The sequence below is a fragment of the Pseudomonas sp. ZS1P83 genome, from assembly GCF_054897825.1.
The window spans coordinates 1,267,858-1,288,604 of record NZ_CM142706.1; the positions used below are offsets into that span (position 1 = coordinate 1,267,858).

Sequence of the window (20,747 nt, forward strand, 5' to 3'; positions counted from 1 at the left end):
CCTTTGGTCGTGCTAGTTTAATGTCAATTTTTCGTATACGTGGGCAAAACGCCTGTCAGAACATAGAGTTGGCGCCACGTTTTAAAGCGGTTTACGAGTTGTAAACCCCTTATTTTTCAGCATTTTTTATAGAGGCACGGGATTACATGGAAATCGGTCTGCGCGAGTGGCTGATCGTCATCGGCATTATTGTCATTGCCGGTATTCTTTTCGATGGCTGGCGCCGTATGCGCGGCGGAAAGGGAAAACTGAAATTTCGTCTTGACCGGAGTTTGTCCAATCTGCCGGACGAGGACACCAGCGCCGAGCTGTTGGGCCCGCCCCGCGTGCTGGATGCCCATAAAGAACCGCATCTGGACGAGCACGATCTGCCGTCGGTGAGCATGCCTGCCCGTGAACCGCGTGAATCGGGTTCCAAACGCGGCAAGCGTGGCCACGGCGAGCCATCCCAGGGCGACTTGAACCTCAACCTGGATCTGGACGGCGGCCCGAGCTTCAGCAGCCGTGACGACGATTTCCCGGATGATACCAAGGCGTCGAGTTCGACCAGCGAAAAGGAACACCCGCAAGCCGAAGAAGTGCTGGTGATCAGCGTGATCTGCCGCGACGCCGCTGGCTTCAAAGGCCCGGCGCTGTTGCAGAACATTCTGGAAAGCGGTCTGCGTTTCGGCGAGATGGACATCTTCCACCGTCACGAAAGCATGGCCGGCAATGGCGAAGTCCTGTTCTCGATGGCCAATGCGGTCAAGCCGGGCGTCTTCGATCTGGACGACATCGACCACTTCAGCACGCCAGCGGTGAGTTTCTTCCTCGGTCTGCCAGGCCCGCGTCATCCCAAGCAAGCCTTCGACGTGATGGTGGCCGCCGCGCGCAAACTGTCCCAGGAGCTGAACGGTGAGCTCAAAGACGATCAGCGCAGCGTGCTGACCGCCCAAACGATTGAGCATTACCGTCAGCGCATCGTTGAATTTGAACGTCGCGCCCTGACCCAGAAGCGTTGATCTGTAGGAGCCACGCTTGCCGGCGAAGGCGATCTTAAATACGCCTTCGCCGGCAAGCCTGGCTCCTACAATTACAATGATTTGTACAGCTTCAACAGATTGAGCAGCCTCGGCTGCTCTTTTGCTTTATGAGAGAACACCCATGACCGCCGCCAAAAACCGCATTCTAGAGCTGCGCGCTGAGCTGGATCAGCACAACTATCGCTACCACGTGCTGGACGAGCCGAGCATTCCGGACGCCGAATACGATCGGTTGTTCAATGAGCTCAAGGCCCTCGAAGCGGTCAATCCCGAATTGATCACCAGCGACTCGCCGACCCAGCGCGTCGGCAGCGCGGCGCTGTCGGCGTTTACTCAGGTGCGTCATGAAGTGCCGATGCTCAGCCTCGGCAACGCCTTCGAAGAAACGGACATGCGCGAGTTCGATCGTCGCGTAACCGACGGGCTGGACCTGCCGGTCGGTGATCTGTTCGGTGGCGGTGCGGCGGTGGAATACAGCTGCGAACCCAAGCTCGATGGCCTGGCGGTCAGTCTGTTGTACCAGGACGGCGTGCTGGTGCGCGGTGCCACTCGCGGCGATGGCACTACTGGCGAAGACATCAGCGTCAACGTACGCACCGTGCGCAACATCCCGCTCAAGCTGCACGGTACTGGCTGGCCAGCGACCCTGGAAGTGCGCGGCGAAGTCTTCATGTCCAAGGCTGGTTTCGAGCGCCTTAACGCCACGCAACTGGAAGTCGGCGGCAAGACCTTCGCCAATCCGCGCAACGCGGCGGCCGGCAGCTTGCGGCAGCTGGATTCGAAGATTACCGCCAATCGTCCGCTGGAATTCTGCTGCTATGGCATCGGTCAAATTTCGGCCGATATTGCCGACACGCACATTGGTAACCTGCAGCAACTCAAAGCCTGGGGCATGCCAATCAGTCATGAGTTGAAGCTGGCGCAGGGCATCGATGAGTGCCTGGATTACTACCGCGACATTGGTGAACGCCGCAATTCGCTGCCGTATGAAATCGACGGCGTGGTGTTCAAGGTCAACAGTATTGCGTCCCAGCGTGAACTCGGTTTTCGCGCTCGTGAACCGCGCTGGGCGATTGCCCACAAATTCCCGGCGATGGAAGAGCTCACCGAACTGCTCGACGTGGAATTCCAAGTCGGTCGTACCGGTGCGGTGACGCCCGTAGCGCGCTTGAAACCGGTCAAGGTGGCCGGCGTCACCGTGGCCAACGCGACGTTGCACAACATGGACGAAGTGGCCCGCCTTGGCTTGATGATCGGCGACACCGTGATCATCCGTCGCGCCGGCGATGTGATTCCGCAGGTGGTGCAAGTGGTCACCGAGCGCCGCCCTGATAACGCGCGGCCGGTGCAGATTCCCGAGAAGTGCCCGGTCTGCGGTTCCCATGTCGAGCGCACGCAACTGGTCAAGCGCAGCAAGGGTCGCGAAACCGTCAGCGAAGGCGCGGTGTATCGCTGCGTTGGTCGTCTGGCCTGCGGTGCGCAGCTCAAGCAGGCGATCATTCACTTCGTCTCCCGTCGCGCCATGGACATCGAAGGCCTGGGCGAGAAGAGCGTGGAGCAACTGGTGGACGAAGGCCTGGTGAATTCGCCGGCCGATCTGTACGCCCTGACGTTCGAGCAGATTGTCGACCTGGAAGGCTTTGCCGAACTGTCGAGCAAGAACCTGCTCAGCGCCATCGAAGACAGCAAGAAGCCGAGCCTGGCGCGCTTCATCTACGCCCTCGGGATTCCCGATGTCGGCGAAGAGACGGCCAAGGTGCTGGCGCGCTCCCTCGGCGCTCTGGAGCGGGTTCAGCAGGCGTTGCCGCAAGTGCTCACGTACTTGCCGGACGTTGGCCTGGAAGTGGCTCATGAGATTCACAGCTTCTTTGAAGATGCGCATAACCAGCAGGTGATCAAGGATCTGCTCAAGCACGGTCTGCAGATTCAGGATCAGGGCGAGCTGGGTGCCGAGTTTGCCGCGAGCACCACGTTGGGTGGCTTCCTCGACAAGTTGCACATCCCTTCGGTTGGGCCGGGTGGGGCGCAGAAATTAGCCGATAAATTTGGTTCGCTTGAAGGGGTTTTCAGCGCCGACTGGCTGGATATGCGTCAGGCACTGCCGGAGAAGCAGGCGAGCTCGGTTCGCGAGTTTTTCGCGGTTGCGCAAAATCGTCAAACTGCTGAATCCGCCGAGAAACAGCTGCGCGATTTCGGCATGCACTGGCAGAGCGAGAAGAAAGTCGTTGAAGGTTTGCCGCTGGCCGGGCAGACCTGGGTGTTGACCGGTTCGCTCGAATTGATGAGCCGTGACATTGCCAAGGACAAACTTGAAAGCCTCGGTGCCAAGGTGGCGGGCTCGGTATCGGCCAAGACCCATTGCGTGGTCGCTGGGCCGGGTGCAGGTTCCAAGTTGACGAAGGCTAATGAGCTGGGATTGAAGGTTCTCGATGAAGAGGCTTTTGTCGAGTTTCTGAGTAAGCACGGTATTGCGGTTTAGTTGATCGTTCCCACGCTCTGCGTGGTAACGCATCCCGTGACGCTCTGCGTCACAGCGGACGCGGAGCGTCCGGGGCGGCATTCCCACGCAGAGCGTGGGAACGATCATGCCGAGAGAATGATCTAGTCTTGGCAAGCCTCAGGGAGAGATCGCCATGTACCGCTTTTTTGAACAGCTCAGTTCACGCATCGCTGCGCCCTTCATTGGCGAAAGCTCGCGTAACAGTAAGGTCTGGCAATGCCGCTGCGGGCAGTCGCTGTTTTTTCGCAACAGTCAGTGCCTGGCCTGTTCGGCGGCGTTGGGTTATCAACCGGAGCAGAATCGCTTGTCGTCACTGCAGCCCGGCTTGCAGGCCGATACCTGGTTACTCGACGCCGATCCCGAAGCGGGTGTCTTGCGCCGCTGCGCCAACCTCGATTCCCCGGCCGCGTGCAATTGGCTGCTCCCCGCCAATGACCACGATGCGTTATGCATCGCCTGTAGCCTGAACCACACCATCCCCGACCTGTCGATTCCCGAAAACCACGAACGCTGGCGCAAGGTCGAAACGGCCAAACGTCGTCTGGTTGCACAGTTGGTCAGTCTTGGTTTGCAGGTGATTCCCAAAACCTTGGACGAAGAGACCGGCCTGGCCTTCGATTTCATTGGTGTCGACCTCGAAGGCAAGCCGCCGACCACCGGTCACGCCAAGGGTCTGATCACCCTCGATATCAAAGAAGCAGACGATGCACATCGCGAGCAGATTCGGGTGCAGATGCATGAACCTTATCGCACGCTACTCGGGCACTTTCGTCATGAGGTTGGGCATTATTACTGGGATCGGCTGGTCGCCAACGGCCATTGGCTGGAGCCGTTCCGCGGCCTGTTCGGCGACGAGCGCGCGAGTTACGCCGAGGCCCTCGAACGGCATTACCAGCAAGGCGCGCCGCTCGACTGGCAGCAACATTACGTCAGCGCCTACGCGACCATGCATCCCTGGGAGGATTGGGCCGAATCCTGGGCTCACTACCTGCACATGATGGACGCGGTGGATACGGCGTTGGGATTCGGCATGAGCGCGCGGGAAATGGACTTCGACTACAAGCCATTCCCGGCCAGCATTCTCTTCGACCCGCAGCATCCCGGCGGCGCGGCGTTCCTGTCATTCGTCAATGCGTGGATCGAACTGGCGGGCATGCTTAATGAACTGTCACGCAGCATGGGTCAGCCGGATTTCTATCCGTTTGTCCTGCCGGCAGCAGTGATCGCCAAGCTGCACTTCATCCACCTGGTGATCCAGCAGGAGGGCGGCCGGGCGGATGAGGTGTTGCAGGGGTAGGAACTGCCGCAGGCCGATCTTTTCAGGGCTTGCGCATGTCCTTGACGCAGCACATATTTTTTAATCCGCCCGAACGGTTGTAACTTCGTCTCAGATAGGTACAATGGCGCGGCTCGCCGTCAGGTGAGCGTCGTTATGGTGACCCCATCGGTCCCCCCGCAACGATTACCCGTGAACCTGGTCAGACCCGGAAGGGAGCAGCCACAGCGGGAACATTGTGTGCCGGGGTGTGGCTGGTGGGGTTGCCTCCATAACGCACCGCGAGTCCTCTCTCGCGTTATCTGTCTAAAAATACATTCTTGTTGCTCTGCCATGGATCTTGTCCAGGGCGGTGTTTTTTCGTTTCCGATTTCTCAGAACGAACCTATAAAAGGAGGCCGAGTTGTCGAATGCGACACTCGGCCTCCTTTTTTCATTTCTGGCACTAAGGCTTGGACAAGGCCTGGTCAACCGCTGCAATCAGCTTTCCCAGATCCTTTGGGGTGGCTTTATGTATGACACCGAACAGATACGCCCGCTGCTCTTCTTCATCGCCTAAATCTGCGAAAAAGGCTTTCAGCTTCACACCCAGTGCCTCGGCAAGCAGGAACAAGGCTTCCACGCTGGGGGTATAGGTGCCGGTTTCGAAGCGGCTGATGGTTTTGGGGTCAAAACCGGTTTTTTCGCCGAGTTCAGCCTGAGTAAGCCCGGCGACCTTGCGGTAGCGTCGAATGGCCGCACCCAAACTTGAAATTTGCATCGCTTAATTCCCATTTAGAATCAAGAACTTAACGATAGATCTTTGCATTAGACAACTGCATGATCCATCACCTTGCTTTGCAAAATGTGATGCGTTTCGTAGAATCGCCGCTACCAAAGGGTATTTGGGACCTATAAGGTTAGTTGATCTCTGCTGTCAGGAGGCCATCAACCGCAGACATCGTGCTCCTCGCATTACCGATAAAAACATCTCTCCAGGCATCCTGCACTGGTTGAGCGGTACCACCGCTAGCGACAACGAGCCTGACTCATGGATGAGAAATACCGCAGGGCCGTGGATGCTGCCGCGATTTTTTCCGAGACCGATCTGAGCGGCCGGATCACCCACGTCAACGATCAATTCTGTGCCGTGTCCGGCTATAGCCGCGAAGAGCTGCTCGGGCAGAACCATCGTCTCCTCAACTCGGGTCTGCACTCAGCTGATTTCTTCGCTGCTATGTGGCGCACCATCGCCTTGGGCAACATCTGGAAAGGCGAGATTTGTAATCGCGCCAAGGATGGCAGCCTGTATTGGGTCGAGAGCACCATGGTGCCGGTGCTCGATGACGCCACTGGGCGAGTTGACCGTTATCTTTCGATTCGTTTCGACATCAGCGAAAAACGCCAATTGCTGCACTCACTGCAATGGCGGGTGGGGCATGACGTGCTGACCGGGCTGCCGAATCGCGCGTTTCTCTCGGATTTGCTGGATCAGGCGCTGGAGTTCTCCCGGAACGAAAACATCCCGCTGGCGGTGTGCATGCTCGACCTCGACGGCTTCAAAGCGGTCAACGATGGCTACGGGCATGCCAGTGGCGATCTGCTGTTGGTCGAGGTGGCCAAGCGTTTGCGCGTCATTGTGCGCGGCGAAGATGTGGTGGCGCGGCTGGCCGGTGACGAGTTTGTGCTGGTGCTGCGTTACGTGCGTGATCTGCCGGAACTGCATGCGGCGTTGAACCGGGTGCTCGGCGCCATTTCGGCGCCGTACTCGCTGCATGGCAAGGGCATCAATGTTTTTGCCAGTATCGGCGTCACCCTGTTCCCTCACGACAATGAAGATGCCGAAACCTTGTTGCGTCATGCCGATCAGGCCATGTACGTGGCGAAACAAAGCGGTCGCAATCGCTTTCATTTGTTCGACGTGTCCCGGGATCAGGAGGTCAAGGCCACTCACCAGACGGTCGAACGAGTGCGCCAGGCGCTGGCTGCCGGTGAGTTTCGCGTGCATTTCCAGCCAAAGGTGAACATGCGTCGTGGTGAGGTTGTCGGCTTCGAGGCGTTGTTGCGGTGGGAGCATCCGCAACACGGGATGGTACCGGCACGGGAGTTTTTGCCGCTGGTGGAGGAGACGGACCTGATCATCGATATTGGTGAATGGGTGATGGATCAGGTCCTGTCGCAGTTGCACCACTGGCAGCAGGTGGGGCAGGGCTGGCCAGTCAGCATCAATATTGCGGCGCGACATTTTCAGCGCACGGATTTCGTCGACCGGCTCAAACACGTGCTCGCCCGGCATGCCCAAGTGGCTCCGCAGATGCTCGATCTGGAGATTGTCGAGTCGGTGGCGATCGAGAACATTCAGCATGTCAGTGACTGTATGCAGGCCTGTCAGGCGCTGGGGGTGCAGTTTTCATTGGGCGACTTTGGCACCGGTTATTCGTCCCTGAGCTACCTCAAGCGTTTGCAAACCCAAACCATCAAGATCGACCAGTCGTTCGTGCGCGACATCGTTAATGATCGTGATGATCTGGCCCTGACCATGGCGGTCATTGGCTTGGCTCGGGCCTTTGGTCGGCAAGTGATTGCCGAAGGGCTGGAAAGTATCGAGCACGGTGAATTGCTGCTGCGCCTGGGCTGCGAAGTTGCTCAAGGCTATTTCATTGCCCGGCCGATGCCGCCCGCAGACGTGCCGGGCTGGGTCGAAGGTTTTGTCGCGCCAGCGCAATGGCAGATTCTGGAGCAGGCGGGCTAAGGCTTGCCATTGTGCTCGTTGGCGGCTCCGCGCCAATATAGAGCCGGATAATGTCGTCGATTTCACCGGACATTTTCATTCGCAGCAAGGTGCGCAAAATGCGCTGTGCGGGCACCTCGGGATCGTTGCGCACATAGCAACCGACGCTCTGTTCCTGCAGCAAAGACCCTCTTAGCCAGATTAGACGAGCACACCGGATGCAATTTTGGCCTTGCTCCGCTAGCATTAGCCGCTTCTGTTCCTTCGTTGCGACGGTTTTCGATGAGTTATCAGGTTCTTGCACGTAAATGGCGTCCGCGCTCGTTCCGCGAAATGGTCGGCCAGACCCATGTGCTCAAGGCTCTGATCAATGCCTTGGACAGCCAGCGACTGCACCACGCCTATCTGTTTACCGGTACCCGCGGGGTCGGCAAGACCACTATCGCGCGGATCATCGCCAAATGCCTGAACTGTGAAACAGGTATCACTTCAACGCCTTGCGGCGAGTGCTCGGTGTGCCGTGAGATCGATGAGGGCCGCTTCATCGACCTGATCGAGATCGACGCCGCGAGCCGGACCAAGGTCGAAGATACCCGCGAGCTGCTCGACAACGTGCAGTACGCGCCAAGCCGCGGGCGCTTCAAGGTCTACCTGATCGACGAAGTGCACATGCTCTCCAGCCATTCCTTCAATGCGCTGTTGAAAACCCTTGAAGAGCCGCCGCCCTACGTCAAGTTCATCCTGGCGACCACCGATCCGCAGAAACTTCCTGCAACGATTCTTTCGCGGTGCCTGCAGTTCTCTCTGAAGAACATGACGCCGGAGCGGGTGGTCGAGCATTTGACCCACGTGCTGGGTGTCGAGAACGTGCCGTTCGAAGACGACGCGCTGTGGCTGTTGGGCCGTGCTGCCGACGGTTCGATGCGCGACGCCATGAGCCTGACCGACCAGGCGATCGCCTTCGGTGAAGGCAAAGTCATGGCTGCCGACGTACGGGCGATGCTCGGCACGCTCGATCACGGTCAGGTCTATGACGTTCTGCATGCGCTGATCGAAGGCGACGCCAAGGCATTGCTCGAAGCCGTCCGTCATCTGGCCGAACAAGGCCCGGACTGGAACGGCGTGCTCTCGGAAATTCTCAACGTGCTGCACCGTGTCGCCATCGCCCAGGCCCTGCCTGAAGGCGTCGACAACGGTCATGGCGACCGTGATCGGGTGCTGGCACTGGCCCAGGCGCTGCCGGCCGAAGACGTGCAGTTCTATTACCAGATGGGCCTGATCGGCCGCCGCGACTTGCCGCTGGCGCCGGACCCGCGCGGTGGTTTCGAAATGGTCCTGCTGCGAATGCTCGCGTTCCGACCGGCAGACACCGCGGACGCTCCGAGGCAACCGCTAAAGCCAGTGGGGATCAGCCAGGCCACAGTTGATTCCGCAAACTCAGTGGCTGCGCCCGTTGTTGCGCCGGTTGTCGCTGCGGCAGTTGCACCGGCAGTGGTAACAGTTGCGCCTGCGCCGGTTGCGGCGGTGGTTGCTCCAGTGCGATCGCCCGAGCCTGAGCCAATTGCGCCCGTCGTCGTGCCCGAGCCTGTGGTTGAGGCAGTAGCGGTCGAAGCAATCGTCGATCTGCCCTGGAACGACCCGATAGAGCCCGAAGTCGTTAAGGAACCCGTAGTCGAGCCGGTGCTGGAAACTGCCGGCGAACAACCCGAATTGGCTCCGATGCCATTGCCGACCCCCGACAGCGTGGTGCCGGACGCACCGGAGTGGGCCGCTGCGCCGATTCCAGAGCCGTCGGTGGCCGAAGTCGACGCCGCGACGCCGGGCATCGACCTGGACGACGAGCCGCCGCTGGACGAAGACTACATCGAGCCGGATATGGAATCGGCCTACAGTTACCTCGACGAACTGGCCAGCGAACACACCGCCGAGCCAGTGCCGGAACCCGAGCCAGAACCGGCCGCCATGCCGGCCACCGGTCTGGCGCTGCAATGGCTGGAGCTGTTCCCGAAACTGCCGATCTCCGGCATGACCGGCAGCATCGCCGCCAACTGCACGCTGATCGCCGTCGAGGGTGACAACTGGCTGATACACCTGGACCCTGCCCACAGCGCGTTGTTCAACGCGACTCAACAGCGTCGGTTGAACGATGCGTTGAATCAGTTTCATGGGCGTACGCTGAGCCTGAGCGTGGAGCTGATCAAGCCCGAGCAGGAAACCCCGGCCCAGGCTGGCTCCCGGCGCCGTGCGAACCGTCAGCGCGAGGCCGAAGAGTCGATCCACGGTGATCCGTTCATCCAGCAAATGATGCAGCAGTTCGGTGCAGTGGTCCGTAACGATACTATTGAACCTGTCGAGACTCTGGTCACTCAGGGCTAATAACTGAAGGCGTTCGGTCGAAAGGCTGGGCGCTGTTTTTATCCAAGTACTTTTGAGGTGATTCCCATGATGAAAGGTGGCATGGCCGGCCTGATGAAGCAGGCGCAGCAGATGCAGGAAAAAATGGCCAAGATGCAGGAAGAACTGGCCAACGCCGAAGTCACCGGTAAAGCCGGTGGCGATATGGTCACCGTGGTGATGACCGGTCGTCACGACGTCAAGCGCGTGACTATCGATCCAAGCCTGGTCGAAGGCTTGAGCGAAGACGACAAAGAGATGCTGGAGGCTGTGTTCGCCGCCGCCGTCAACGATGCCGTGCGCAAGATCGAAGCCAACAGCCAGGACAAAATGTCCGGCATGACCGCTGGCATGCAACTGCCACCGGGTATGAAACTGCCATTCTGATTCGCAAAAGCGCGTCGGATGGGTTACAAAAAAATGCCAGGCATCGCGCCTGGCATTTTTGTTTCTGCCACACCGATCGTTCCCACGCTCTGCGTGGGAATGCAGCCCGGGACGCTCCGCGTCCCAAATCGGACGCGGAGCGTCCATTGAGGCATTCCCACGCGGAGCGTGGGAACGATCAGAATAGGTAGAAACATCGAACGCGAAACCGCCACAACGGTCTGCTCCCCTATACCGTCGAATTCATTGATCATAGGAGACGCTCACATGCCAGACGCATTGACCCTCAACCAACGTATCGTCCTGGCGTCCCGCCCGGTAGGCGCGCCGACGCCGGAGAATTTCCGCCTGGAGCGCGTTGCACTACCGGACTTGGCCGACGGTCAGGTGCTGCTCAAGACCCTTTTTCTGTCGCTGGATCCCTACATGCGCGGACGCATGAGCGACGCGCCGTCGTACGCCGCACCGGTTGAAATCGGCGAGGTGATGACCGGTGGCGCTGTGAGTCGCGTCGAGCGCTCATTGAATCCGAAATTCAACGAAGGTGATCTGGTGGTGGGTTCCACCGGTTGGCAGAGCCACAGCATCAGTGACGGTCGCAATGTCATTGCGGTGCCGTCCGGGCTGCCGAGTCCATCGATGGCGCTGGGGGTGCTGGGCATGCCGGGCCTAACCGCCTACATGGGGCTGATGGACATCGGTCAGCCCAAGGCCGGCGAAACCCTGGTGGTTGCGGCGGCGTCCGGTGCGGTGGGTTCGGTGGTCGGTCAGGTGGCGAAGATCAAGGGCCTGCGCGTGGTCGGCGTGGCCGGTGGCGCGGACAAATGCCGTTATGTGGTTGAAGAGCTGGGCTTCGATGCCTGCATCGACCACAAGAGCCCGAACTTCGCCGATGAATTGGCCAAGGCGTGCTCCGAGGGCATCGACATTTATTTCGAAAATGTCGGCGGCAAGGTTTTCGATGCAGTGCTGCCGCTGCTCAAACCTAAAGCACGAATTCCTCTCTGTGGCCTGATTGCGTCCTACAACGCCCACGAAGCGCCGAACGGCCCGGATCACCTGCCACAGTTGCAACGGACGATTTTGACCAAACGTGCGCGCATCCAGGGCTTCATCGTATTCGACGATTATGGCGACCGTCAGCCGGAATTCGTCAGTGCCATGGCGCCGTGGGTGCGCGACGGCAAGGTGAAGTTCCGCGAAGACGTGGTCGATGGCCTGGAGCAGGCACCCGAAGCGTTCATCGGTCTGCTGGAAGGACGCAACTTCGGCAAACTGGTTGTTCGGGTCGCCCAGGACTGAGTAATTGACGCTGCAATTTGACGCTAAACAGAGGCGCGGGTATAAACCGCGTCTCGTTGTTTTGTCGGACTTTTCCACATGAGCTTCAGCCCTTTGATTCGCCAATTGATCGACGCCCTGCGAATTTTGCCAGGTGTAGGTCAGAAAACCGCCCAGCGCATGGCGTTGCAGTTGCTCGAACGTGATCGCAGCGGCGGCTCGCGACTGGCCCTGGCACTGAGCCAGGCCATGGAGGGGGTGGGCCATTGCCGGTTGTGCCGCACGCTGACTGAAGATGACCTCTGCCCGCAATGCGCCGATACCCGTCGCGACGACACCTTGCTCTGTGTGGTGGAAGGACCGATGGACGTCTATGCGGTGGAGCAGACCGGTTTCCGTGGTCGCTACTTCGTGCTCAAGGGTCATCTGTCGCCGCTCGACGGACTCGGGCCGGAAGCCATCGGTATTCCGCAACTGCTGGCGCGGATCGAGGAGGCGGGCACTTTCACTGAAGTCATCCTTGCGACCAACCCGACCGTGGAAGGTGAAGCCACAGCGCATTACATTGCCCAATTGCTCAGCAACAAAGGCCTGATCGCCTCGCGCATCGCCCACGGCGTGCCATTGGGCGGCGAGCTGGAATTGGTGGATGGCGGGACGTTGGCGCATTCGTTTGCCGGGCGTAAACCGATCACTCTGTAATGTTTGAACTGACGCCTTCGCGGGCAAGCCTCGCTCCTTGTAACGTTGCACTTGTAGGAGCGAGGCTTGCCCGCGAATGGTGCGATACGGTCTATCTGATTAATGCAAGACACTTGAAAACCAAGCAAGCGCTCGGTAAGTTCGCTGAACCTTCAGTGGAGCTCGCCGATGCCTGCCTTTCGGGAATACTTCGACCCCAGCCACCAATTGGTCCGCGACAGCGTCAGACGCTTCGTCGAGCGCGAGATCTTGCCGGACATCGACCAGTGGGAAGAAGCTGAAAGCTTCCCCCGTGAGCTCTACCAAAAGGCCGGAGCGGCGGGGATTCTGGGGGTCGGTTATCCCGAGGCCCTTGGGTGGCAGCCACGAAGGCGATTTGTTCGCCAAGGTCGCCGCCAGCGAAGAGCTGATGCGCTGCGGCTCCGGCGGCTTGGTGGCGGGGCTCGGCTCGCTGGACATCGGCCTGCCGCCGATCCTCAAGTGGGCCAGGCCTGAAGTCCGCGATCGCGTTGTGCCGCAGGTACTCGCCGGCGAGAAAATCAGCGCCCTGGCGGTTACCGAGCCCAGTGGTGGCTCTGACGTCGCCAACCTGCAAACCCGCGCCGTGCGTGATGGCGACTTCTACCGGGTCAGCGGCAGCAAAACCTTTATCACCAGTGGCGTCCGCGCGGATTTCTACACCGTCGCGGTGCGTACCGGTGTGCCGGGTTTCGGTGGCATCAGCCTGCTGTTGATCGAGAAGGGCACGCCCGGTTTTACGGTCGGTCGTCGCTTAAAGAAAATGGGCTGGTGGGCGTCGGACACTGCCGAACTGTTCTTCGACGATTGCCGGGTACCTGTAGGAAATCTGATCGGCGCCGAAAACATGGGCTTCGCTTGCATCATGGGCAACTTCCAGAGCGAACGTCTGGCGCTGGCGCTAATGGCCAACATGACCGCCCAAATGGCGCTGGAAGAGAGCTTGAAATGGGCTCGCCAACGTGAGGCATTCGGTAAACCTATCGGCAAGTTTCAGGTACTCAAGCATCGCCTGGCCGAAATGGCCACGGCGCTGGAGGTGTCACGGGAATTCACCTATCGCCAGGCAGCGAAAATGGCGGCGGGGCAAAGTGTGATCAAGGAGATTTCCATGGCCAAGAATTTTGCTACCGACACGGCTGATCGGATTACTACGGATGCGGTGCAGATTCTCGGTGGCCTCGGTTATATGCGCGAGAGCCTGGTTGAGCGGTTGTACCGGGACAATCGGATACTGTCGATCGGTGGCGGTACCAGAGAAGTGATGAACGAGATCATCAGTAAGCAGATGGGGCTTTGAGTTCTATGGTGTTGCCACTGACGCTTTCGCGGGCAAGCCCCGCTCCTACAAAGTTAGCGTCGTGCCACATATTTGCGGATGCCACTTTACCTGGAGCGAGCGGTGCGGCGATCCGACTTGCCCGCGAAGGCGTCAGCCCAGGCGCTGCTTACTTATCTGACAACGCAAACTGCGTCAGGCAAAACGTCGGAATCCCCATGTCTTCCAGACGCTGCGACCCGCCCAACCCCGGCAAATCAATGATCGCCGCCGCTTCATGAACCCGAGCACCCATGCGTCGAATCAGGTTTGCCGCCGCAATCAGCGTACCGCCAGTGGCGATCAGGTCATCGAACATCACCACCGAATCGCCCTCGCACAGGCTGTCGGCGTGAACTTCAAGGAACGCTTCGCCGTACTCGGTCGCATAACCCTCGGCTAGCACGTCGGCCGGCAGCTTGCCTTGCTTGCGGAACAGCACCAGTGGCTTGTTGAGTTGATAGGCCAGGACCGAACCGATCAGAAAACCACGAGCGTCCATCGCACCGATATGGGTGAAGTCGGCCTCGACATAACGATGGGCAAAGCTGTCCATCACCAGGCGCAGGGCCGTGGGGGACTGGAACAGCGGGGTAATGTCGCGAAAGATCACGCCCGGCTTGGGAAAGTCGATTACAGGGCGGATGAGGGATTTTATGTCGAAGGAGTCGAAGGCCATAGTCGAAGAATCCTGGCAGGCTGCAAACGACGCAGTATAACGGCGGCTGAACCGTTTCGCTCAGCCGCAATCGCCGAATCAGCCTTCTAGCGAACCGCCGGCCAGGGCGCAGAGCTGGATTGGGTCGAGGATATGGATTTCCTTGCCTTCAGCGGCGATCAGTTCGTTTTGCTGGAAACGAGTGAATACCCGGGACACGGTTTCCACCGCCAGGCCCAGGTAATTACCGATTTCGTTGCGCGACATGCTCAGGCGGAACTGGTTGGCCGAGAACCCCCGGGCGCGGAAACGGGCCGACAGGTTGACCAGGAACGTGGCGATGCGCTCGTCGGCGGTTTTCTTCGACAGCAGCAACATCATTTGCTGGTCGTCGCGAATCTCGCGACTCATCACGCGCATTAACTGACGGCGCAGTTGCGGCAGTTGCAGCGCCAGTTCGTCGAGGCGTTCGAAAGGGATTTCACACACCGATGTGGTTTCCATGGCTTGCGCCGAGACCGGGTGTTTTTCGGTGTCCATGCCCGACAGGCCGACCAGTTCACTCGGCAGGTGGAAACCGGTGAGTTGTTCTTCGCCGCCATCGCTGAGGCTGAAGGTCTTCAGGGCGCCAGAGCGTACTGCATAAACGGAATCGAACGTGTCGCCCTGGCGGAACAGGAATTCGCCCTTTTTCAGCGGGCGGCCACGTTTAACGATTTCGTCCAGCGCATCCATGTCTTCCAGATTCAAAGAAAGTGGCAAGCAGAGGGGGGCCAGGCTGCAATCCTTGCAATGGGCCTGATTATGAGCGCGCAATTTTACTGGCTCGGACATTTCTTCAATCCTTGTGGGAAAACACACATAAGCCGTAAGGGTAACCCACGGGAGGACATTCAGGCACGCGGCGATTTTGTCGCAGGATCGTAAAGTCAGCATTTCGTAGACCTGCAGTGCGGTGATTTCTAGATCACCCGTGAAAACCGCTGGCGATTTTGCTGTTCCAGGTACGCGTCGAACACCATGCACACCGAACGCACCAGCAATCGTCCGGCGGGCAGTACGGTGATCCGTTCGTTATCAAGCTCGATCAGTCCGTCGTCGGCCATTCCCTGCAACTGTGGCCAGAGTTCGCCGAAGTAGCCCTGAAAGTCGATGTTGAAGTCTTGTTCGATCTGGGCGAATTCCAGGCTGAAATTGCAGATCAGTTGTTGGATGACCGCACGTCGCAGGCGGTCATCAGTGGTGCACAGCAGCCCACGGCTGGTGGCTAGCTGCGCGCTGGCCAGCGTGTTCTGGTACTGATTCAGGTCGCTGCTGTTCTGGCAATATAAGTCGCCGATCTGGCTGATGGCCGAGACGCCCAGGCCAATCAAGTCGCAATGGCCGTGGGTGGTGTAGCCCTGGAAGTTGCGTTGCAGCGTTGATTCTTCCTGAGCAATCGCCAGTTCATCGTCGGGCAGCGCGAAGTGGTCCATGCCGATGTAGCGGTAACCGGCGTTGGTCAGTTGCTCGATGGTGCCCTCGAGCATTTCCAGTTTCTGCGCCGGTGTCGGCAGTTCGTCGCTGTTGATTCGCCGTTGCGGCATAAAGCGCTCCGGCAGGTGCGCGTAGTTGAATACCGAGAGGCGGTCCGGTTGCAGGTTGATGACTTCATCGACGGTGCGAGCAAAATTCTCGGGTGTCTGTCTCGGCAAGCCGTAGATCAGGTCAATGTTGATCGAGCGAAACTGCAGCGTGCGTGCCGCGTCGATCACCGCGCGGGTTTCTTCCAGGCTTTGCAGGCGATTGACCGCCCGTTGCACCGCCGGGTCGAGGTCTTGCAGGCCGATGCTGACCCGATTGAAGCCTAGTTCACGGAGCAAGCCCATGGTCGACCAGTCGGCTTCGCGAGGGTCGATTTCGATGCCGTAGTCGCCGGAATCGTCGTCCAGCAAGTTGAAGCTTTTGCGCAACTGGGCCATCAACTGGCGCAGTTCATCGTGATTGAGAAAGGTCGGGGTGCCGCCGCCGAAATGCAGTTGCTCGACTTTCTGCGCGGGGTCGAGGTGGCAGGCGATCAACTGGATTTCCTGCTCCAGACGCTGCAAATAGGGCAGGGCCCGGCCGCGATCCTTGGTAATGACTTTGTTGCAGGCGCAGTAGTAGCAAATGTTTGCGCAGAACGGCACATGCACGTACAGCGACAACGGACGCAGGGCCTTACGGCTTTCGCGCAGCGCATGGAACAGGTCGAAGGTGCCGACATGACCGTCGAATTGCACGGCGGTCGGGTACGAGGTGTAACGCGGTCCCGCCAGGTCATAACGGCGGATCAGATCGGTGTCCCAACGAATGGCGTCGAGCAACATGCGGGCATTCCCCCGGATAGGCTGGCAGTGTCAGCGAGTCTATGGGGCGGCGCGGTGGGGGATCTTGATTTGCATCAAAGGTCGATTAATGCCCCATCAACCAATGCTGATGCGGTCCAGGCAAGGTCCAGATGCCGAACAGAATCACCAGTAACCCGCCAGCCATCCGCACGCTACGTTTGCGCAACAACGCCGTGACCCGCTCAGCCGCCAGCCCCGTGGCGAGTAACACTGGCCAGGTGCCGAGCCCGAACGCGAGCATCAAAAGCGCACTGTCCAGCGCATTGCCCTGACTCGCCGACCACAGCAACGTGCTGTAAACCAACCCGCACGGCAGCCAGCCCCAGAGCGCGCCCAGCAGCAACGCACGGGGTACGCTCGACACCGGCAGCAGTTTATTGGCAATCGGCTGGATATGCCGCCACAGGCCGCGACCGAGGCTCTCGATGCGGGTCAGGCCGCTCCACCAACCGGCGAGGTACAAGCCCATGGCGACCAACAGCAATCCGGCGATGACGCGCATGAACATCGCCGCCGGGCTGTTGGCCACCGCCCAGCCGGCCAGACCGATCAGCAGGCCGGCCGTTGCATAGCTGAGAATTCGCCCCAAGTTGTAGGCCAGCAGCAGTCGAAAACGTCGGCTGCGTTGTTCCTTGGGAATCGCCAAGGTCAGTGCGCCCATCAAACCGCCGCACATGCCCAGGCAATGCCCGCCACCGAGCAGACCGAGAATCACCGCAGACACCAGCAGCGGCGCTAACTCAAGCATGGGGTGGGGCCTTGTCGTCCGGTTTGGCCGGATGGCCGCTGGCCTCGTCGACGGCCGCCTTGTGGTTCGGGTCCTGGTCGTCGAACAGAATGCTGTGGGCCGGGCCGTCGAGGTCGTCGTACTGACCGCTGTCGACTGCCCAGAAGAAGATGTAAATGGCGATGGCCACGATCAGCAGCGCGGCCGGGATCATCACATAGAGAGCTGGCATCTGGACTCCATGCCCACGCGGCTCAGGCCGGCAGCGGGCGGGTTTCTGGCGTGGCGCTGACCGCAGGCGTCTTTGGCATGCGAGTCAGGCGCAAGGCGTTCAGCACCACGGTCAACGAACTGATGGACATGCCGACCGCGGCCCATACCGGCGTGATCCAGCCGAGGGCAGCGAACGGCAACATAAGGCCATTGTACAGCCCGGCCCACAGCAGGTTCTCGATGATTACCCGACGGGTGCGTCGAGCCAGGCTGAAGGCTTGTACCAGTGCGTCGAGGCGGTTCGACAGCAATACCGCGTCGGCACTGGTTTTCGCCAGGTCGGTGGCCGAACCCATGGCCACGCTGATGTCGGCGGCGGCCAGTACTGGCACGTCGTTGACGCCGTCACCGAGCATCAACACCTTGCGGCCTTCCTTGTGCAGCTGTTGCAGGACCTGCAATTTGTCGTCCGGACGCAAGCCGCCACGGGCTTCATCGATACCGAGTTCCGCGGCGACACTGGCGACCATCGGCGAGCTGTCGCCGGACAGCAACAGCGTGCGCCAGCCGCGAGACTTGCAGGCGGCGAGTAGCGCGGGCGCGTCGGCACGCAAGCGGTCGTCGAGAACAAACCATGCCAACGGCCCTTGGCTGTCACCGAGCAACAGCCATTGACCGGCTTCATCCGGCATCAACGGCACGGCAGCGCCACTGAGTGCACAGACAAAACCCGGTTGGCCGATCCGCAGGCGTTGCTCACCGACCAACCCTTCGAGGCCTAGCCCCGGCGTGCTGTGGACTTCTTCGGCAGCGAGCGGCGCGCGGCCAAAAGCCCGGGCGATCGGGTGTTCGGAGCGGTTTTCCAGGGCGGCGGCCAGGCTCAGGCATTGATCGCTGGTGAGTGCGCCGATCGGGCGAATCGAACGCAAGGCCAGCCGACCTTCCGTCAACGTGCCGGTCTTATCGAAAATCACCGTGTCGATCTGGTTCAGGCCTTCCAGCACGTGACCGCGAGTCAGCAGCAAACCGAGTTTGTGCAGTGTTCCGGTGGCGGCTGTGAGGGCGGTCGGCGTGGCGAGGGACAAGGCACATGGGCATGTCGCAACGAGCATTGCCAAAACAATCCAGAAGGCCCGCGACGAATCCAGTTCCCACCAGATCAGGCCGATGACGGCAGCGGCAATCAGTGATAGCAGCAGGAACCATTGCGCGGCCCGGTCGGCGATTTCTGCCAGTCGCGGCTTCTCGGCCTGAGCGCGGTCCAGCAGGCGGACGATGGCGGACAGTCGGGTGTCTTGACCCAGCGCCAGGACTTCCACGGTCAATGCACCTTCGACATTCAGGGTGCCGGCGGTGACGGCATCACCCGGCGTGCGCGGCTGCGGCAGGTATTCGCCGGTGAGCAGGGATTCGTCGATGCTCGACTGACCGTCGAGGATCTTGCCGTCAGCCGGAAGGATTGCGCCGGGATGCACCAGCACTTGATCGCCGACGCGCAGTTCACTCAGCAGGATCCGCTCGCTCTGGCCGTCTGCACTCAGGCGCAGGCACGAGGCGGGTAACAGATTGACGAGTTGCGCGGTGGCGGCGGCGGTGCGTTCGCGGGCACGGCGCTCCAGATAGCGTCCGGCCAGCAGGAACAGCGCGAACATGCCCACCGCATCGAAATACAGTTCACCGACGCCAGTGATCGAAGTCCAGATCCCGGCGATATAGGCACTGCCAATGGCCAGCGAGACCGAGACGTCCATGGTCAGGTGGCGGGTGCGCAAATCGCGCATCGCGCCTTTAAAGAATGGCGCGCAGCTGTAGAACACGATCGGGGTGGTGAGAAATAGCGCGACCCAACGCAGGATAGTGTGCAGCTCGGGGCTGAGATCGATGTTGAATTCCGGCCAGGTGGCCATGGTCGCCATCATCGCCTGGAACCACAGCAGCCCGGCCACGCCGAGTTGGCGCAGGGCCAGGCGGTTTTCGCTGGCCAGTTGTTCGCTGGCGCGGTCGGCTTGATACGGGTGGGCGGCGTAGCCGATGTGGCGCAACTCACTGAGTACTTGGCTCAGTGGTAGTTGCGCGTCAGCCCAGCGCACGTGCAGGCGATGGTTGGACAGGTTCAGGCGCGCTTCGGCCACCGCCGGCAAGCCGCGCAGGTGTTTCTCGATCAACCAGCCGCAAGCGGCACAACTGATGCCTTCCATCAACAGAGTGGTTTCGGCGAGGTCGCCTTCGTGGCGGACGAAGGGTGCTTGTACGTCGGCGCGGTCGTACAGCGCCAGTTCGTCCACTAATTGCACCGGCAGCGCTTCGGGGTTGGCCGATGACTCGCTGCGATGCTGGTAATAGCTTTCCAGTCCGCCGGCCACGATTGCTTCGGCCACGGCCTGGCAACCCGGGCAGCAGAACTCGCGGGTATCACCGAGGACGGCAGCGGTGAAGCGGCTGCCGGCCGGGACGGGCAGGGCGCAGTGGTAGCAGGGGGTTGGCGTGGTCATGAGGCGTTGTCCGATGATCGTTCCCACGCTCTGCGGGGGAATGCCTCCCTGGACGCTCCGCGTCCGCTTCGGCTGGGACGCGGAGCGTCCCTGGCTGCGTTCCCACGCAGAGCGTGGGAACGATCAGGGTAAGGCTTACTTTTTCAGGTCTTCCGCACCCTGCAGCGGCTCATCACCCAGCAGCAAATCCTTGTCATGGCTGACCTGTTCTTCTTCGAACATGCGCCAGGTCTTGTCGTCCTGTACGCCCAGCAGTTCTACAAAGCGGCGACCTTCGACCTTGTCGCTCAACTGGCCAATATAGCGGCCCCGTTCGGTTTCGCTTTGCGCCAGGGTGATCTTGCGATCTTTCTCCGGCTGGGTCGGCGAGATCAGGTTCAGCTCCAGGGTTTTGGGCTGGCTGTTGCCGCTCAGGCGCAGATCGACTTCGCCGGTCACGTCGTCCAGATGAACGCTGGCGCGCAGCAGCAGGGTCTGCGCCAGCAGTTCACGGTCGAGGGAGCGGTTGATGCCTTTGCCAGCCTCGTAATAGTTGTCGTTGACCAGGTTGTCCGGGTTTTTCACCGCGATCGTCACCATGGACAAGGTCAGGGTCACGGAACACGCCAGGATGGCGATGATGATCCACGGCCAAAGGTGCTTGTACCAGGGACTTGCGGCAGTTGGTGCGGGCATGATCA

General features: G+C 60.1%; 16 protein-coding genes, 1 other RNA gene and 2 pseudogenes. 10 read left to right on the forward strand and 9 right to left on the reverse strand.

Going from position 1 to position 20,747, the window contains the following annotated elements:
• Nucleotides 1-146: 146 nt before the first annotated feature.
• The 4 genes from zipA (at nt 147) to ffs (ending at nt 5,061) form a co-directional block, all read left to right on the forward strand.
• The gene (gene zipA / locus ACYZT0_RS06050) at nt 147-1,001 is read left to right on the forward strand and encodes a cell division protein ZipA (RefSeq protein WP_462045047.1); all 855 of its coding nucleotides are present in this window, start codon (nt 147-149) and stop codon (nt 999-1,001) included.
• 142 nt (nt 1,002-1,143) lie between these two features.
• The gene (ligA, locus tag ACYZT0_RS06055) at nt 1,144-3,501 is read left to right on the forward strand and encodes an NAD-dependent DNA ligase LigA (protein WP_462045048.1); all 2,358 of its coding nucleotides are present in this window, start codon (nt 1,144-1,146) and stop codon (nt 3,499-3,501) included.
• A gap of 154 nt (nt 3,502-3,655) precedes the next feature.
• On the forward strand, nt 3,656-4,819 hold the full coding sequence (locus ACYZT0_RS06060; RefSeq protein ID WP_462045049.1) for a zinc-binding metallopeptidase family protein: 1,164 nt from the start codon (nt 3,656-3,658) through the stop codon (nt 4,817-4,819).
• 145 nt (nt 4,820-4,964) lie between these two features.
• Nucleotides 4,965-5,061: signal recognition particle sRNA small type (gene ffs / locus ACYZT0_RS06065), an RNA gene on the forward strand.
• Nucleotides 5,062-5,243: 182 nt separating this feature from the next.
• On the opposite strand, the gene ACYZT0_RS06070 is transcribed toward ffs, so the two are convergent.
• Nucleotides 5,244-5,558 (reverse strand): helix-turn-helix domain-containing protein, encoded by a 315-nt coding sequence (locus tag ACYZT0_RS06070; protein WP_462045050.1) that lies wholly within the window; start codon nt 5,556-5,558, stop codon nt 5,244-5,246.
• 270 nt (nt 5,559-5,828) lie between these two features.
• Here ACYZT0_RS06070 and ACYZT0_RS06075 point away from each other — a divergent pair, with 270 nt between their 5' ends.
• Nucleotides 5,829-7,529 carry a putative bifunctional diguanylate cyclase/phosphodiesterase gene (locus tag ACYZT0_RS06075; protein ID WP_462045051.1) on the forward strand — a complete coding sequence of 567 codons (1,701 nt, stop codon included), beginning with the start codon at nt 5,829-5,831 and terminating at the stop codon, nt 7,527-7,529.
• Between the two features lie 31 nt (nt 7,530-7,560).
• Here ACYZT0_RS06075 and ACYZT0_RS06080 read toward each other — a convergent pair.
• Nucleotides 7,561-7,695: pseudogene (locus ACYZT0_RS06080) on the reverse strand (amino acid ABC transporter substrate-binding protein); the annotation flags it as partial.
• 95 nt (nt 7,696-7,790) lie between these two features.
• Here ACYZT0_RS06080 and dnaX point away from each other — a divergent pair.
• The 5 genes and pseudogenes from dnaX to ACYZT0_RS06105 all read left to right on the forward strand — a co-directional run bounded on the left by dnaX (nt 7,791) and on the right by ACYZT0_RS06105 (nt 13,590).
• Nucleotides 7,791-9,884, forward strand: a complete 2,094-nt coding sequence (dnaX, locus tag ACYZT0_RS06085) for a DNA polymerase III subunit gamma/tau (RefSeq protein WP_462045052.1) — start codon at nt 7,791-7,793, stop codon at nt 9,882-9,884.
• A 66-nt stretch (nt 9,885-9,950) separates the two neighbouring features.
• On the forward strand, nt 9,951-10,289 hold the full coding sequence (locus ACYZT0_RS06090) for a YbaB/EbfC family nucleoid-associated protein (RefSeq protein WP_008028561.1): 339 nt from the start codon (nt 9,951-9,953) through the stop codon (nt 10,287-10,289).
• A gap of 267 nt (nt 10,290-10,556) precedes the next feature.
• On the forward strand, nt 10,557-11,591 hold the full coding sequence (locus ACYZT0_RS06095; RefSeq protein ID WP_462045053.1) for an NADP-dependent oxidoreductase: 1,035 nt from the start codon (nt 10,557-10,559) through the stop codon (nt 11,589-11,591).
• A 78-nt stretch (nt 11,592-11,669) separates the two neighbouring features.
• Nucleotides 11,670-12,272 carry a recombination mediator RecR gene (gene recR / locus ACYZT0_RS06100; RefSeq protein WP_064676559.1) on the forward strand — a complete coding sequence of 201 codons (603 nt, stop codon included), beginning with the start codon at nt 11,670-11,672 and terminating at the stop codon, nt 12,270-12,272.
• 168 nt (nt 12,273-12,440) lie between these two features.
• Nucleotides 12,441-13,590: pseudogene (locus ACYZT0_RS06105) on the forward strand (acyl-CoA dehydrogenase family protein).
• 148 nt (nt 13,591-13,738) lie between these two features.
• Here the strand turns inward: ACYZT0_RS06105 and ACYZT0_RS06110 are convergent.
• From ACYZT0_RS06110 to ACYZT0_RS06140, 7 genes are all read right to left on the reverse strand, one after another.
• A complete protein-coding gene (locus tag ACYZT0_RS06110) occupies nt 13,739-14,287 on the reverse strand; it encodes an adenine phosphoribosyltransferase (RefSeq protein WP_462045054.1) in 549 nt (182 codons plus the stop codon).
• A gap of 78 nt (nt 14,288-14,365) precedes the next feature.
• On the reverse strand, nt 14,366-15,100 hold the full coding sequence (gene fnr, locus ACYZT0_RS06115; protein ID WP_282380436.1) for a fumarate/nitrate reduction transcriptional regulator Fnr: 735 nt from the start codon (nt 15,098-15,100) through the stop codon (nt 14,366-14,368).
• A gap of 128 nt (nt 15,101-15,228) precedes the next feature.
• A complete protein-coding gene (gene hemN / locus ACYZT0_RS06120) occupies nt 15,229-16,611 on the reverse strand; it encodes an oxygen-independent coproporphyrinogen III oxidase (RefSeq protein WP_462046507.1) in 1,383 nt (460 codons plus the stop codon).
• Between the two features lie 88 nt (nt 16,612-16,699).
• On the reverse strand, nt 16,700-17,383 hold the full coding sequence (locus ACYZT0_RS06125) for a sulfite exporter TauE/SafE family protein (protein ID WP_462045055.1): 684 nt from the start codon (nt 17,381-17,383) through the stop codon (nt 16,700-16,702).
• Nucleotides 17,376-17,594, reverse strand: coding sequence for a cbb3-type cytochrome oxidase assembly protein CcoS (gene ccoS / locus ACYZT0_RS06130; protein ID WP_007905420.1), 219 nt, complete (start codon nt 17,592-17,594; stop codon nt 17,376-17,378). The genes ACYZT0_RS06125 and ccoS overlap by 8 nt, the downstream gene beginning before the upstream one ends.
• 22 nt (nt 17,595-17,616) lie before the next feature.
• Complete coding sequence (locus tag ACYZT0_RS06135; RefSeq protein WP_462045056.1) at nt 17,617-20,067, reverse strand: heavy metal translocating P-type ATPase; 2,451 nt, start codon at nt 20,065-20,067, stop codon at nt 17,617-17,619.
• 135 nt (nt 20,068-20,202) lie between these two features.
• The gene (locus ACYZT0_RS06140; RefSeq protein WP_462045057.1) at nt 20,203-20,742 is read right to left on the reverse strand and encodes a FixH family protein; all 540 of its coding nucleotides are present in this window, start codon (nt 20,740-20,742) and stop codon (nt 20,203-20,205) included.
• Nucleotides 20,743-20,747: the final 5 nt, after the last annotated feature.